Genomic DNA, 14154 nt, shown 5'->3' with positions numbered 1-14154 from the left:
GCTGCCCGCAGCAGCAGCTTTCAGATCATGAAAGTTTCCGGGTGCCGCCTTTTTTCATAAAGGCGGCGTTTCTGGCGAAGCTTTCTGAAAAAAGCTTTGCCAGAAACGTTTACTGTTTCTGAGCAGGGGGCGCCTGGCCTGTCGCGGTCGTGTTCTTGGCGGGCAGGATGTCATCGCTACCGCTTGAGCCTGATACGAGCTGCCACTGCCGCCGGTCATCCTGATAGCGCGAGAGGCACATGAGCAGGGCCTGATATTTTTCCAGCCGGCCCGGATCATTCACCAGGGACAGGCATGCCCCGCGCAGGTCGCTGTCATAGCCGGTCCAGTGCGTGCCGAGCGCGGCCTGGCTTTTCTGTTCGGCGCTGACGCATTCGCCATCCGTATCGAGCATTTCCACATGGGCGCGGTCGCAGTTGGCGGCAATGTCGTATTGCGGCAGCGCCACCTTGCGTCCGTGCTGGGTGTCATAGGGGTGGTGGGCCAGTTTTTCTATGTCCAGCCCCGGCTGGGTCGGGGGGGCTGCTGCTGCCGGTTGCAGCGGGGGCGGCAGGCTCTCGCCATGGGCCATCGCGTAATGGGCCAGATCCTCAAGGGCGGGCATGGCGCCCTTGAGCGAAAACGAAATGGGATCATGCTCGAAGGGAATGAGCGCGCCGGTGCCAGCGTTTTTCAGCGCGTTGACCATGTCGGGCACGGTGTCGGGCTTGAGGTCGCCGCCCGCCGTGTCCCATTTCTGGCCGGTCAGAAAGGTCTGGAGGGCTATGGTGAACTTGCCGATCATCGCCATGGCGGTTTCCACGCCCTTGGGGTTGCGGTACCTGCCATGGCGCTGGTGAAAGGCAATGCCCAGCGTGCCGCTGGCCGCGCGGTAGAACATCACATCAAGCGTGCCCTGGTGCGATATGATCATGGGCTGCCCGCCGGGGCCGCTATTGGCAAAGATCCAGTCCGGATCGGCGGCGCGCGCCTGTGTTGTGGCGCAAAGGGTTCCGATTGCCAGGATGGCAGCAGGTAACAGGCGCATCCCGGCTTTTTCCTTCCAGATCCATGAAAAAACAGTGTGAGGGAACTGCATGATAACGGTCCCGCGCCCGCAGGCCAATGCCGTGCGCGCACGGCGGCCGTGTGGGCATGCGAAAATGAAAATCTTCTTTAGTATTATTATGCGCGCCTGCGTGGCAGGCATCGACTGGGTGGAGCGACATGCTTTGTCGCAGGGCAGGCAAGCCCTTTACCTTATCCACAATTATGACAATATATGTCAACATCACGCCAGGGTGATGCTGAAATCGTTCACCATTCCGATTCGTCGGTCCTTGTTGCAATGGGATTGTCGCAAAGTGAGCACGAAATTTAAGGTTCTTCTGGGTTGCCTCACCTGTCTTGCCCTGCCGGGCGGGGCGCTGGCGCAGTCCTATGACAACACGGCACATGCCATGCCGGTGGCCATGCAGCCGCAGGATGAAAACAGCGGTCCCAGCCCGTCGCAGATGCTCGTTGATGAACATGGCGGCGGCTGGGTCGCCATCCATCACACGCCTGATGCCGGGGTGCATACCGACCTGTGCATCGCCGGGTCGGAGAGCGAGATCCTGATGTTCCGCGCCGATGCCGACTCGCTACAGGTGCGCAGCGCGGATGATCACTGGACCCTGGCCAATGGCCAGAAAGGCGACATGACGGTCACGGTCGGCGCCTATACGCATGTCTTTCACATGCAGGCCAATGATGCCACGACGCTGGTCGCCAACGTGCCCGCAGCCGACCTGACCAGCCTGCTCGACGCCATGGCCCACCAGCACCTTGCGGTGGTGCGTTTTGGGGGGGCAGCCGCCGCTCAGCGTCAATCTTGCTGGCAGCATTCCCGTGCTCGACCGCTTTCGTGGCTGTGCTGAAACCCAGCATTTTGCCGATCTTGGCCAGGGTGCGGGGCAAAAATCCTCGCCGTTCTGATCGTCTGACCGACCGTCCAGCCGCCGTCCAGCCGCGCATGCATGGCTGCCCGCACGTTGCGTTGTGGTGACAAGCCGCGTGTGTATGGCAAAAACGGCCTTGCCGAATGCAAGCCGCAGGCTGATTTCTTGACGGAAGGAAGACACGACGTGAGGCGACGTTTTCATCTTGGTGCGCTGGCCGGGCTGGCTCTCATGGCCACGGGCATGGCCGCCACACCCGCCATGGCCCGCGACCCCAGGGGGCATGCTACCCCGCCCGCGCCGCCACCCACGCTTGATGTCGCCTCCTTTCAGGCGCAGGCCGCGCAGTATGTGGGCAAGCCCGTGCGCATCGAGGGGTGCACCATTACCTCCGCCAATTCGGGCGGGGCGGATTGCGCGGCCTTCCGCATTGCCGACCTGCCGGGCAAGGTGGACTGGAATGGCGCCATCCCGCTCGATGGCCCCACGATGGAGGAAGCCTCCTTTCGCAAGGCGCAGCAGATCTGTGGGGATACCGGCCAGCATGAGCAGTGCCGTGCCGATGTGACCGGCGTGGTCTATGACCCGTTTGGTGATATGGGCGTGCAGGGCCAGCGCAATTTCGAGTTGCGTCAGGCCCGCATTCACTGGCTGGCGGAACCGGCCCCCCGGAAGAAGGCACCCACCCACTCCGCCATGCGGCAGGCCGCCCGCTGAGCCGCCCGTTTCTGGCCAGAAGCTGAAAACATTTTTGAAAGACGCCGTCCTGTTGAAAAACGGGCGGCGTTTTTTTATCCCGCGTGGCCCAGCAGATGCGAGAGCAGGGTGAACACCCCCCCGCACAGCACGCTGCCCATGACCACCATCGGCACGATCCAGGCCTCGCGGATGAAGGTTGTCACATGCGTCATGGCGCGGCGCGTGGCCGGGCTGCGCATGGGCGATAGTGATGGATTGAGCATGGTTGTCATGGCGTGACGTCCCGGGGCGCTAAGGCCCAAAAAAGCGACTGCGGTGCGTGACCGGTGGCGCGTAATGGAGACATGGCGGCACGCTGTCAAGCATGAAAAACGGCCGCGGGCGCGGCATTCAGGTGGGAAGGGGAAAAAACCCCGGTTTCAGGCTGTTTTCACGCATGCATGTTTTACCTGCAGGGCGGTCGTGCCGCAGGGGCCTGTGCCTTCAGCCGGTGGGGGAAGCGTATGGATTCCGTCAAGGGGTCTGGCTGAGCGGTCATGGGAGCCGGATCAACAGGACTGCGCCTGTCAGGCATGGGGTATAAGCCCCCGTTTTCATCAGTGGATCATTGCGGCAGCCTGCCTGTCGGTTGTGTCCGGTGCTTACGCGTACACGCCGAGTGAACAGCAGGCTGTGCCCGAGATCAGGGCGGCCATGGCCAACCCGGATACCAAAAACCTGTTTTCCATTGCCACGCATGAAAAATGTAATGTCCGCATAGAATACAAAAACGGGCCTGAGCGGTCAGATACCTGTAATGTTTCTTTATACAACGTAAACAGAAGGCTGTTCATCAGCGCGGAAATATTCGGAAACAATAATACGCAAGTCATATTTTTTGGTTTCTTTTCAGATGCTGCGAGCAATGGTACAACTATTGGCCAGAACATCAACGGAATCCAGGTCATCACCAATGGCCAGTCTTATGCTGAAAATGCGACGGGCACCTGCAGGTTTGCGGGGGAAACAAAGGAACTGATCTGCAATGCCCAAGGCACTGACAAGATCAGGACGGTCGGGTTCTATGAAACAGGGGTCATGCACACGCTGAAGTAAAAGCCTCTGCTGTTCGCGCGTCGTCGGTTCTCAGGCACTATTTAAAAACGACTGATTGATAAAAGTTTTTGGGTGCTGCCTTTTTTCAAAAAGGCGGCGTTCCTTGAAGCTTTTTGAAAAAAGCTTCACCAAAAGCGTCCTTATGATTTCTGGATGTTTTCCGGGCTGACTTGTCAAGCAGTCTCTCAAACGCTGCAGGGCCGCCTTGGGCTTGCCCGCGTGCCTGCTCTGGCGGGCAGGCTTTCGGGGGGAGCGTGCAAGGTTGTTGCTTTCCCGCATGGCTGCCCTTTACAAGGCGCGTCTGGCTGGACAAGACTGGCCGCTCTCATGCACGGGACCGCTCCATGACTTCGCTCACGCTGATCCTGACCGGCATCGGTTCCATTGCCGTCCTGCTCCTGCTTATCCTCAAACTCCGGCTGCATCCCTTCATAGCCCTGCTGGTCGTGGCCGTGGCCGTGGCCCTGCTCACCGGCATGCCTGTTGCAAAGCTGGCTGACGCCATTCAGGGCAGCATGGGCCGCATCATGGGCCATATCGCCATTATCGTGGCCCTCGGGGCCATGATCGGGCGCATGGTTGACCTCTCGGGCGGGGCGGCAGCCGTGGCGAATGCGCTGATCCGCCGCGTGGGCCCCGCCCATGTGCCGCTTGCGCTGGTCATTGCCGCCTTTGGCGTGGGCATTCCGGTGTTTTTCGAGGTGGGCGTGATCATGCTCATGCCGCTGGTCTATGGCATGGCGCGGCAGACGGGCCGCGTGCCCGCCGTGTTCGGCATTCCCATGGCCGTGACCATGCTTACCGTCCATGCCCTGCTGCCGCCCCACCCCGGTGCGGTGGCGGTTGCGGCAGCCCTTGGCGTGGGGGCAGGGCACATGCTGCTGCTCGGCCTGCCGCTGGCAGCCGTGGCCACGGTGCTGACCTATGTGCTGACCCGGCCCATCATGGCGCAACCGCTGGGCTGCGCGCCCGATATCCGCGCCGTGGTGGAGGACGCCCGCACGCCTGCACAGGGGCAGGGGGCGGATAATGACGCGGCAGGAGCCTTCATGCAGGCTACCGCGCGCAGGCCGGTGGGCGTGGGCGAGATCCTGGGCGTCATCATCGTGCCGGTGGTGCTGATGGTGGCGGGCACGCTGGCGGGCGAGCTGATGGGCTCAGGGCGGTTGCGCACGGTGCTGGTCTTTACCGGGATTCCCTTCGTGGCGCTGGGGCTGGACGTGCTGCTGTGCGCGTGGCTGCTGGGGCTGCGGCGCGGCATGGCGCTGGCCACCGTGTCTGATGTCGTGGCTGCCGCCCTGCCGGGCACGGCCATCATCATTCTCATTACCGGGGCGGGGGGCGCGTTCGCGCAGGTGCTGGTGGGTAGCGGCGTGGGCGATGCGCTGGGCGGCCTGCTGGCCGCGACCGGCCTGCCGCTGCTGGTGCTGGCCTTCGTGCTGACCATGATCCTGCGCGTAGCCCAGGGACCGACTACGGTGGCGCTGATGACCACGGCGGGCATTCTTGGCCCCATGATCGGCCGCCTGCACCTTGACCAGACCCATCTGGCGCTCATGGCGCTGGCCATGGGGGCGGGGGGCATGGGGCTGTCGCATGTCAATGACGCGGGGTTCTGGATCGTGACGCGCCTGTGCGGCGTGAGCGTGCGCGAGGGACTGCGGAGCTGGAGCCTCATGACGCTGGTGGCATCGCTGCTGGTCTTTGCAGGTGTTGCGGCGCTGTGGGGCGTATTACCCACCTCGGCAGGGTAAAAGATAAAAGTTTTTGGGTGCCGCCTTTTTTCAAAAAGGCGGTGTTCTTTTCAAAGCTTTTAAAAAAAAGGCTTCACCAAAAACCTTTACTCTGCAAATCAGCCGGTCAGCGGCAGCAGGAAAGGCGCGGTGGCGCTGCCCTTTGCGCGGGCCACGTCATGCGGCGTGCCAGCGGCCACGATCGTGCCGCCCCCGTCGCCCGCGCCCGGCCCCATGTCGATAATCCAGTCGCTTCGGGCCGCCACCCGCATGTCGTGCTCGGCCACCACCACGGTGTGGCCGCCATCCACCAGCGATTGCAGGTGCGTCTGCAGCCGGTCCACATCGGCAGGGTGCAGGCCGGTGGTGGGTTCATCGAGAATATAGAGCGTATGGCCCCGGCGCTGCTTGCGCAGTTCGGTGGCAAGCTTGATGCGCTGCGCCTCGCCGCCGGAAAGCTCGGTGGCGGGCTGCCCCAGCCGCAGGTAGCCAAGCCCGCCCTGCTGCAATGTGGCGAGCGTGGTGGACAGGGCTGGGTTGTGCGCAAAGAAGGCGGCGGCTTCATCCACCGTCATGGCCAGCACATCGGCAATGGACTTGCCGCCTATGGTCACTTCCAGCACCTCGGGCCGGTAGCGCGTGCCGTGGCAGGTGGGGCAGGGGGAATACACGCTGGGCAGGAACAGCAGTTCCACCATCACCGAGCCTGCGCCCTCGCAGGTGGGGCAACGGCCTTTGGGCAGGTTGAACGAAAAACGACCCGCGTCATAACCGCGCGACCTGGCCAGGTCGGTTGCGGCATAGATCTGGCGGATCATGTCGAACAGGCCGGTATAGGTGGCAAGGTTGGAGCGCGGGGTGCGGCCGATGGGTTTCTGGTCGATCATGACCAGCCGGCTGATCTGTCTGGCACCCGACGCCACATGGCCCTGCGGCGTGCCTTCGGGCATGTCCTCGATGGTATCGGCATCTGCCGTATCGGGCAGTTTCTGCCCCAGCGCGTGTGCCATGATGGCGGGCAGCGCCTGGCTGACAAGGCTGGACTTGCCCGAGCCTGACAGCCCGGTCACGGTTACGAACGTGCCCAGTGGAATCTCCACATGCAGTGCGCGCAGGTTGTTCCATGTGATACCCGCAAGCTTCAGCCACCCTTTGGCCGGGCGCGGCACGCCCGCAATCGGGGCGTCACTGCCAAACAGGTAGGGCGCGGTGCGGGAGCTTTTGACCCCCCGCAGGCCATCGGGCAGGCCGCTATACAGCACTTCGCCCCCGCGCGTGCCCGCATCGGGGCCGACATCGACAATCCAGTCCGCCCGGCGGATGAGGTAGAGGTTATGCTCGACAATGAACAGCGAGTTGCCCGCCCGCTTCAGCCCTTCCAGCGCATCGAGCAGGTTGTGGGCGTCGGCGGGGTGCAGCCCGCTTGAAGGTTCATCAAGCACATACACCACGCCAAACAGGCTGGAGCGGATCTGCGTGCCCAGTCGCAGGCGTTGATATTCGCCCGGCGAAAGGGTGGTGACCGAGCGGTCGGCCTGCAAATAGCCAAGGCCCAGATGCTCCAGCACCGCAATGCGGCCGAGCAGGTCGGTGGCCATGCGGCGCGCGGCAATGGCGGTGGCGTCGCCCGCCTGCGGGGCGTGCTCGGGTGCCTGCGTGCCGTCAGCCAGCGGGGCCAGCGTGCGGGCGATGGTGGCCAGCGGCTGGCGCGTGAGCTGGGCAATGTTCAGCCCCGCGATGGTGACACGCAGCGCATCGGGGTTGAGCCGCGCACCATGGCAGGTGGGGCACGGGGTTGCGGTGAGGAAGCGCTCGGCCCGCCTGCGCATGTTCGCACTCTGCGATGTGGCGAAGGTATGCAGCACGTAGCGCCGCGCGCCGGCAAAGGTGCCGTTATAGGCGGGGGGCACCTTGTCGCGCAGCGCGCGCTGCACGGCTGCGTGGTCAAGGCCGGGATAGACGGGGTAGGTGGGCGTTTCCTCGGTGTAGAGGATCCAGTTGCGGGTTTCTTCCGGCAGGTCGCGCCAGGGGCAGTCCACGTCCACGCCCTTGGTGATCAGGATATCGCGCAGGTTCTGCCCCTGCCATGCCGTAGGCCAGGCCGCCACCGCGCGCTCGCGGATGGAGAGGCTGTCATCAGGCACCAGCAGGTCGGTGGTCGTGTCCATGATGCGGCCCTGGCCGTGGCATTGCGGACAGGCTCCTTCTGGCGTGTTGGTGGAGAATGATTCCGCCTCCAGCAGCTTCATGCCCGCGGGGTAATGCCCCGCGCGGGAATAGAGCATGCGCAGCAGGTTCGACAGCGTGGTGATGCTGCCCACGGTGGAGCGCCCGGTGCCCGTGCCGCGCTGCTGCTGGAGCGCAATGGCAGGCGGCAGCCCCTCGATGGACGTGACATCGGGCACCGGCATCTGCCGGAACAGCCTGCGGGCGTAGGGCGAGACTGATTCAAGGTAGCGCCGCTGCGCCTCCGCATACAGCGTGCCGAAGGCCAGCGAGGATTTGCCCGAGCCCGACACCCCGGTGAACACGACCAGCCGGTCACGCGGAATGTCCACGCTGACATCCTTGAGGTTGTGCTCGCGCGCGCCGCGCACATGCACGAAGTCGGGCCGGGTGGACGGATCATCTGCGGGAGCAGGAACGGGGCGCTGTGACATGGCAAAACGGGCCTTTGATGCAATGGGCGGCCACGGGGCCGGCAGGGTGCCCTGTTATAACCCGACTGGCCGGGTCTGTGCGCCCTCTCTCGCGCGCTTGTATATTATCGCTCATGAAAGAATTGCTGGTGGTAGATGTATGTCGCCTCCGGCTTGACCGATGCAGGCGGGCAGCGCATCACAATAAAAGCAAGCTATGACAATATGAGTAATCAGGCGGTGGAAGCATGAAACGAGTTATTATACTGGGCGTGTCGCTCTGCCTGTGTTCCGGGGTGGCCCATGCGGCGAATGGTTCCGCCGTCATTACCGAAGCCGAGCGCCATGTGGCCGCCACCCTGCCCGACCCGCATGCCGCGACCTTCCGCAATGCCACGGTGCATGCCATGGATGGCGCAGCCGTCGTGTGTGGCGAGATGGCGGAACACAACCCGCCCGCCGATGGGGTGTATAAGAAATTCGGCTATGTGCAGGGCCAGGATGACCCGGTCATTTTCAGCGGGCGCCCGGTTCCGGCGAAGATCCAGTTCAATGAGGTCAATTCCTGGCTCAATGACAGCATCAAGCTCGAAGACCTTGAGGAAATGGGCTGCGTGCCAAAGGGCACCTATCACCATTACAACGAGCAGCTTAATCAGGTCATGGCCCAGCGCAGCCAGTTTGGCGTGAACTAGGCCAGGACAACTTCAGCCCATGCCGGGCGTTGAACGTGCAGGTGCGCCCGCAGCGACCTGTGCCGGGCATACGCGGCATGGGGGGAAAGTCCGGAGCGGTTGGACTATAAAGAACTCCGGCGCACAGAAGGCGGCCGACAGGGCTTGCCATGTGAGAAACAGGGCATGGGGCGGCACGCAGGTGCCAGCCCGCATGCCCGGCAAGGAAAGGGAATTCATGACGGATGTAACGCAGGCCATGCTGGGTCAGGACGTGATTGCGGCAGGCACGGGCCGCATGGGCACGCTCACGGCAGTCAATACGGATGGCACGATTCAGGTTACTGTTGATGGCCCGGCCGAGAGCGCCTTTACCATTCCCGCAGCATGGGTGCAGTCTGCCGATAATAACAAGATCCTGCTCAGCCATACGGTGGAAGATGTACAGGCCTACACACCCCCCACGAACTGAAGGGCCTGCGCTGCCCCTGACCGGGGTGCGGTAATGCACGCACCCGGTTGCCCGCCCGGCCCTGTGCTGGAGGCCGATGACCTGTTTCGCGTGCCCGCGCGCCTTGCGCCTGGTGCATTGCAGGCTCTGGCCGGGCAGGCGGTCATGCCCGCCTTTGCGCCAGCGCCCAGGGCTGCGGACCTTGTTGACATAACACGGGTTGATCCGGCGATAGCGCTTGATATCCGGTATGCCTGCAGCCGGAATTTTCTGGGCTTTCCGGTTTATCCGGCGGCGCGGGCGTTCCTGCAGCGCCCGGCCGCGCTCGCCCTGTCGCACGCGCGTAGGCTGGCTGGGCAGCATGGCTATGGCCTGCTGGTATATGATGCGTATCGGCCCTGGCATGTCACGGCGCTGTTCCGGGCTGCCGTGCCGGAGTCCTTGCATGAGTTCGTGGGTGATCCGGCTACTGGCTCACGCCATAACCGGGGCTGCGCGGTTGACCTGACCCTGTGGGAGCTGGCAACGCGCCGTGTTGTGCCCATGCCATCGGGTTTTGATGAAATGACGCCGCGCGCCCATGTTGACTATGCGGGGGGTGATGCTCAGGCACGGCTGCGGCGCGACCTGCTTGCGCGCATCATGCAGGCCAGCGGCTTTGTGCCGCTGGCGGAGGAATGGTGGCATTTCGACTTCGCGGACTGGGCGGATTACCCGGTGCTTGATCTTTCGTTTGATGCGGTGGCGCAGGTTGAAAAGGCGTAAAAGTTTCTGGGTGCCGCCTTTTTTCAAAAAGCTTTACCAAAAACTTTTGCCTGTATGACAATAAAAATGCCGCCTTTTGAAATGAAAGGCGGCATTTTTATTGTTCTAAAAAATATCAGTCATCATGCAGGGTGCGGTCGATCGTGCGGCCTGCCTTTTCACCGGGGCCTTTGGGCGGGTCAAAGGTGTCCTGCATCTTGTCGCCAAAATGATCGATTTTCTCGCCCGTTGTTTCGTGGTGGCGCTTGCATCCGCTCAACCCCGTGGCTGCCACCATCAGGGCCAGGCCAAGGGCGGCGACGGAGCGCAGGCGCCGCCGTGGTGCGGCAGGTGCACGCGCGCAATGGTGCAGGGCAATGCGGAACTGGAGGCGGGCTGGCTCCGTGCCGGAGGGGGTGTGCGTGCGGTTGCGTAAGGCGCTATCCATGCCCGATATCCTGTTGCGATGTCATATGCAGCCTTAAGTGGGCAATCCCCGTTCCGGTTCCTGCATCACGGGAATGTGAGCGATGTTAGCTGAACATGGTCCGGCATTCCGGGCACAGCCGCAAAAAGCGGCCATCGGCCACAAAGGCGGTGTCACAGTTCAGGCAGGTGCGGCGCACCTGGTCGGGGCGGTCCATCGGTATGGCATGGCGGATGCGGTGGCGGCGCAGATGGGCTTCGAGTGTCTTGATGTTCATGTCCAGCCTGCGCGCGGTCTCGCGCGTGGAGCAGCCCTGTGCCCGCAGGGTGGCCACGCGCGGGGCAAGGCTGGCCCAGTCAACGCGCGGCGGGCGCGTGCGGCGTGGCGGGGCAGGGGAGGATGCTGCGGAGGTGATGTTGTGCATATTTTTCATACACGAGTATGTGCTGAAAAATCACACATACAGCAAGAACTTTATGAGAACATTTGTGCCCACATCGCTGCCTTCCAATCCATTGTGTATTTTATTGGCACACATGGAGCGAAAACAGATGCAAAGTTCCTACCTGCCCGCCGGGTGCACGCAGGCTGATATCGATGCCCGATTCGCACCAGACGAGCCCGCATGGGTCGCCCGCTACACCACCCAGCTTGCCCGTCAGTTCGAGCGGATTGCCGCCATGCGGGCCGAACTCGCCGCCACCCGGTTTGATGGCGCCTATGACAGCACCGACATCGTGGGCTACCTTGATGATGAGATGCAGACGCTGCGCCAGCACATGGCGCACCCCCTGCCGGAATAGGCCGGTCGGGGGGTGAACGGGGCCGCCCGGACAAGGCCCATTGTGCATGATGAGGGATGTTTCATGACCGACCTGCTGCCCGATCTCGATCACGTGCATTTCCTGCGTCGCGCCTTTGCGGTGGCCGAGCGGGCGCGGCAGGGGGGCGACCATCCTTTTGGCTGCATTCTCGTCGATGCGCAGGGTCAGGTCGTGCTGGAGCAGGGCAATGGCTATACCGCCGAAGGCGGGGACATGACCGCCCATGCCGAACGCCTGCTGGCCACGCGGGCCTCGAAGCGCTTCCCGCCCGCCGTGCTGGCGTCGCACACCATGTACACATCAGCCGAGCCGTGTGCGATGTGTGCGGGTGCGGTGTACTGGAGCGGCATTGGCCGTGTGGTTTTTGGCCAGAGCGAACACAGCCTGAAGGAAATGACAGGCAATCACCCCGAGAACCCGACCCTCGACCTGCCCTGCCGCGCGGTGTTTGCCGCAGGCCAGCGCCCGGTGGCGGTGATCGGGCCACTGCTTGAAGCCGAGGCCGCCGCCTTGCAGCAGGCTTTCTGGAACGAAAACAAGGCTGCCCGGCCATAAAATTTTCAGGCGAAGCTTTTTTCAAAAAGCTTCAGAAGAACGCCGCCTGTTTTCAAAAAGGCGGCACCCAAAAACGTTTATTGTTCTGCATGCCGTCAGCCGGACCTTGCCCCTCTTCCACGCGCGCTTCTGGCAAATCGTTTCGGGTTCAATCTATAATGACGGACAAAATCAAGCGTAATGCCACGGCGGTTAAGGGAGAGGCATATGGGATTGGCACGGAAGTGGCGGTTGGGGCTCTGCCTTGGTGCGGGTCTGGCCATGGCGGGGGGCAGCCACGTGGCCAGGGCCACGGGGGCCAGTCAGGATGAAATCCTGTGGGATACGTTTGGCGTGCCCCATATCTATGCCACGACCGAGGCCGGTGCCTTCTACGGCTTTGGCTGGGCGCAGGCGCATAGTCACGGCAATATCGTGCTGAAGCTTTATGGCACCGCACGCGGGCGGGCCGCCGAATACTGGGGTGCGGCGGAAGAAGAGTCGGATCGCTGGGTGCGGGGCAATGGCGTGTATGAACGCGCCAGAACCTTCTATGCCCGCCAGACGCCGGGCTTTCGCAGGGATCTCGATGCGTTCGCACGCGGCATAAACGATTATGCGGCCCGCCACCCGGCGGATATTGCCGATGACATGCGTGCCGTCCTGCCGGTCAGTGGCGTTGATGTCGTGGCCCACGGCCTGCGGCTGATGAATTATGTCTATATTGCCGAGGAGCGCAAAATGCTCGGCGATGCGCCCGAGCGCAGGGCGGGCGGGTCGAATGCCTGGGCCATTGCGCCCTCGCGCACGACCGACGGGCATGCCGTGCTGCTGGCCAACCCGCACCTGCCGTGGAGCACGCCGTTCTATACCTATTACGAAGCGCAGCTTAATGGCCCCGGCTTCAGCATTTACGGCGCAACCCATGTGGGCCTGCCGGTGCTGCGCTTTGCCTTTACGCCCGATGTCGCCTTTACCAATACCGTCAACACCATTCTGGGCGCCGTGCGCTACAGGCTCACTCCTGATGGCGATGGCTACAGGCTGGATGGCCGGAAGCGGAAATTCACCACCCGCACCCTGTCCTACAAGGTAAAGCAGCCGGACGGCACGCTGGCCACCCACAGCTTCGTGCAGCGTTATGCAAGACAGGGGCCGGTCTTTAACGAGGCGGATGGCACGCCCATTGCGCTGTATGTGGCGGGCCTCGATCGCCCCGGCATGCTCCGGCAGTATTGGGATATGGCGCGATCCCATAATTTTAACGAGTTCCAGGCAGCGCTCAAAACGCTGCAGGTGCCCATGTTCAACATTGTCTATGCCGATCATGACGGGCACGTCATGTATCTCGACAATGGGATCTTGCCCAAACATGATAGTGGCGATTTCGATTACTGGAACAATACTGTGCCCGGTGACCGCTCGGATAACATACCCAGGGGCGTCGTGTCCTATGACAGCCTGCCCAAGGTGATCGACCCGCCATCGGGCTTTGTGCAGAATGCCAATGATCCGCCATGGCTTGCCACCTATCCGCGCCTGCTCGACCCCAAGGCCTATCCCGCCTATGTGGCGCAGACCGGCCCGATGACGCTGCGCGCCCAGATGTCGACCCGCATGCTGGCGGGCGATGTGAAAATGTCGTTTGACGATATCATAGCCCGCAAGCTCAACACCCATTCGCTGCTGGCCGAGCGGATCCTGCCCGAACTCCTCGCCGCCGCGCGCAAGGACCGCCGCACCGATGTAAAGGCGGCCGTGAAGGTATTGCAAAACTGGGATGGCGCCGATGACGCCACCAGCCGGGGCACCCTGCTGTTCGAGACATGGGCGCGGCTGTTCATGGGCCCCAAATTCGCAGGCTCGGATGGATTTGCCCGGCAATGGTCGCTTGATGACCCGATCGGCACGCCCTCGGGGCTCGGTGATCCTGCCCACGCAGTCAACCTGCTGGCGCAGGCGGCAGCCGAGACCAGAAAGCTGTACGGTGCAATCGACCGACCGTTTGGCGATGTATCACGCTTTCACATCAATGATGTCGACCTGCCGGGCAATGGCGGCTTTGGCAATACCGGCATTTTTCGCACCATTACGTGGGGGGCCATGAAAAATGGCGAGCGCACCCCGCTGCATGGCGAGACATGGGTGTCACTTGTCAGTTTTTCCACGCCCATGCAGGCGAAGGGACTGTTGAGCTACGGCAATTCCAGCCAGCCCGGCTCGCCTCACCATTCTGACCAGCTCTCCTATCTGAGCAGCAAGACCCTGCGTGACCTGTGGCTGCGCCGCGATGTGGTTGAGCAGCATGTAGAATCGGTTGATCCGTTGCCTGACTGAGGGGCTGCCGGTCATGAAAGAAGTTTTTGGCGAAGCTTTTTTCAAAAAGCTTCGCATAACGCCGCAATGCATGCTGCT

Annotated in this window: 16 protein-coding genes; 10 read left to right on the top strand and 6 right to left on the bottom strand. The window is 62.6% G+C overall.

What is annotated here, in order from left to right; translation table 11 throughout:
* Window positions 1–109: 109 nt before the first annotated feature.
* Entirely contained in the window at window positions 110–1027 is a 918-nt protein-coding gene (locus GXY01S_RS07485) for a hypothetical protein (protein WP_061273674.1), read from the bottom strand.
* Window positions 1028–1343: 316 nt separating this feature from the next.
* Here GXY01S_RS07485 and GXY01S_RS07480 point away from each other — a divergent pair, with 316 nt between their 5' ends.
* Both GXY01S_RS07480 and GXY01S_RS07475 read left to right on the top strand, forming a co-directional pair.
* Complete coding sequence (locus tag GXY01S_RS07480; RefSeq protein WP_255210388.1) at window positions 1344–1898, top strand: hypothetical protein; 555 nt, start codon at window positions 1344–1346, stop codon at window positions 1896–1898.
* A gap of 207 nt (window positions 1899–2105) precedes the next feature.
* Window positions 2106–2636 carry a hypothetical protein gene (locus tag GXY01S_RS07475; protein WP_110570382.1) on the top strand — a complete coding sequence of 177 codons (531 nt, stop codon included), beginning with the start codon at window positions 2106–2108 and terminating at the stop codon, window positions 2634–2636.
* A gap of 74 nt (window positions 2637–2710) precedes the next feature.
* Here the strand turns inward: GXY01S_RS07475 and GXY01S_RS07470 are convergent, their stop codons facing one another.
* Window positions 2711–2890, bottom strand: coding sequence for a hypothetical protein (locus tag GXY01S_RS07470; RefSeq protein WP_061273672.1), 180 nt, complete (start codon window positions 2888–2890; stop codon window positions 2711–2713).
* Window positions 2891–2954: 64 nt separating this feature from the next.
* Between GXY01S_RS07470 and GXY01S_RS07465 the strand changes: the two genes are divergently transcribed.
* Window positions 2955–3713 carry a hypothetical protein gene (locus GXY01S_RS07465; protein ID WP_169797732.1) on the top strand — a complete coding sequence of 253 codons (759 nt, stop codon included), beginning with the start codon at window positions 2955–2957 and terminating at the stop codon, window positions 3711–3713.
* 30 nt (window positions 3714–3743) lie between these two features.
* On the opposite strand, the gene GXY01S_RS17020 is transcribed toward GXY01S_RS07465, so the two are convergent.
* Window positions 3744–3992: a hypothetical protein gene (locus tag GXY01S_RS17020; RefSeq protein ID WP_082770773.1), complete on the bottom strand. Its 249-nt coding sequence runs from the start codon at window positions 3990–3992 to the stop codon at window positions 3744–3746.
* Between the two features lie 65 nt (window positions 3993–4057).
* On the opposite strand from GXY01S_RS17020, the gene GXY01S_RS07460 reads away from it, so the two are divergent.
* Window positions 4058–5467, top strand: coding sequence for a GntT/GntP/DsdX family permease (locus GXY01S_RS07460; protein WP_061273669.1), 1410 nt, complete (start codon window positions 4058–4060; stop codon window positions 5465–5467).
* Window positions 5468–5565: 98 nt separating this feature from the next.
* Here the strand turns inward: GXY01S_RS07460 and GXY01S_RS07455 are convergent, their stop codons facing one another.
* Window positions 5566–8106, bottom strand: a complete 2541-nt coding sequence (locus tag GXY01S_RS07455; RefSeq protein WP_061273667.1) for an excinuclease ABC subunit UvrA — start codon at window positions 8104–8106, stop codon at window positions 5566–5568.
* Window positions 8107–8333: 227 nt separating this feature from the next.
* Here GXY01S_RS07455 and GXY01S_RS07450 point away from each other — a divergent pair, with 227 nt between their 5' ends.
* The 3 genes from GXY01S_RS07450 to GXY01S_RS07440 all read left to right on the top strand — a co-directional run bounded on the left by GXY01S_RS07450 (window position 8334) and on the right by GXY01S_RS07440 (window position 9975).
* Entirely contained in the window at window positions 8334–8780 is a 447-nt protein-coding gene (locus GXY01S_RS07450) for a hypothetical protein (protein ID WP_061273664.1), read from the top strand.
* Between the two features lie 217 nt (window positions 8781–8997).
* Window positions 8998–9231, top strand: a complete 234-nt coding sequence (locus tag GXY01S_RS07445) for a DUF2171 domain-containing protein (RefSeq protein WP_061273716.1) — start codon at window positions 8998–9000, stop codon at window positions 9229–9231.
* A gap of 33 nt (window positions 9232–9264) precedes the next feature.
* Entirely contained in the window at window positions 9265–9975 is a 711-nt protein-coding gene (locus tag GXY01S_RS07440; RefSeq protein ID WP_061273662.1) for a M15 family metallopeptidase, read from the top strand.
* 115 nt (window positions 9976–10090) lie between these two features.
* Here GXY01S_RS07440 and GXY01S_RS07435 read toward each other — a convergent pair whose 3' ends face one another.
* Complete coding sequence (locus GXY01S_RS07435; protein WP_061273659.1) at window positions 10091–10402, bottom strand: hypothetical protein; 312 nt, start codon at window positions 10400–10402, stop codon at window positions 10091–10093.
* Between the two features lie 85 nt (window positions 10403–10487).
* Entirely contained in the window at window positions 10488–10814 is a 327-nt protein-coding gene (locus tag GXY01S_RS07430) for a helix-turn-helix domain-containing protein (protein ID WP_061273656.1), read from the bottom strand.
* A 118-nt stretch (window positions 10815–10932) separates the two neighbouring features.
* Here GXY01S_RS07430 and GXY01S_RS07425 point away from each other — a divergent pair, with 118 nt between their 5' ends.
* The 3 genes from GXY01S_RS07425 (at window position 10933) to GXY01S_RS07415 (ending at window position 14076) form a co-directional block, all read left to right on the top strand.
* The gene (locus GXY01S_RS07425) at window positions 10933–11184 is read left to right on the top strand and encodes a hypothetical protein (RefSeq protein WP_061273654.1); all 252 of its coding nucleotides are present in this window, start codon (window positions 10933–10935) and stop codon (window positions 11182–11184) included.
* A 63-nt stretch (window positions 11185–11247) separates the two neighbouring features.
* Window positions 11248–11760 carry a nucleoside deaminase gene (locus GXY01S_RS07420; RefSeq protein ID WP_174520927.1) on the top strand — a complete coding sequence of 171 codons (513 nt, stop codon included), beginning with the start codon at window positions 11248–11250 and terminating at the stop codon, window positions 11758–11760.
* A 207-nt stretch (window positions 11761–11967) separates the two neighbouring features.
* Entirely contained in the window at window positions 11968–14076 is a 2109-nt protein-coding gene (locus GXY01S_RS07415; RefSeq protein WP_082770771.1) for a penicillin acylase family protein, read from the top strand.
* The last annotated feature ends 78 nt before the right edge of the window (window positions 14077–14154 follow it).

It is taken from the genome of Komagataeibacter xylinus NBRC 15237, assembly GCF_001571345.1.
GTDB lineage: Bacteria > Pseudomonadota > Alphaproteobacteria > Acetobacterales > Acetobacteraceae > Komagataeibacter > Komagataeibacter xylinus.
The sequence above is the reverse complement of the archived record's forward strand: the minus strand, read 5'-3'. Positions and strand labels throughout refer to the sequence as shown.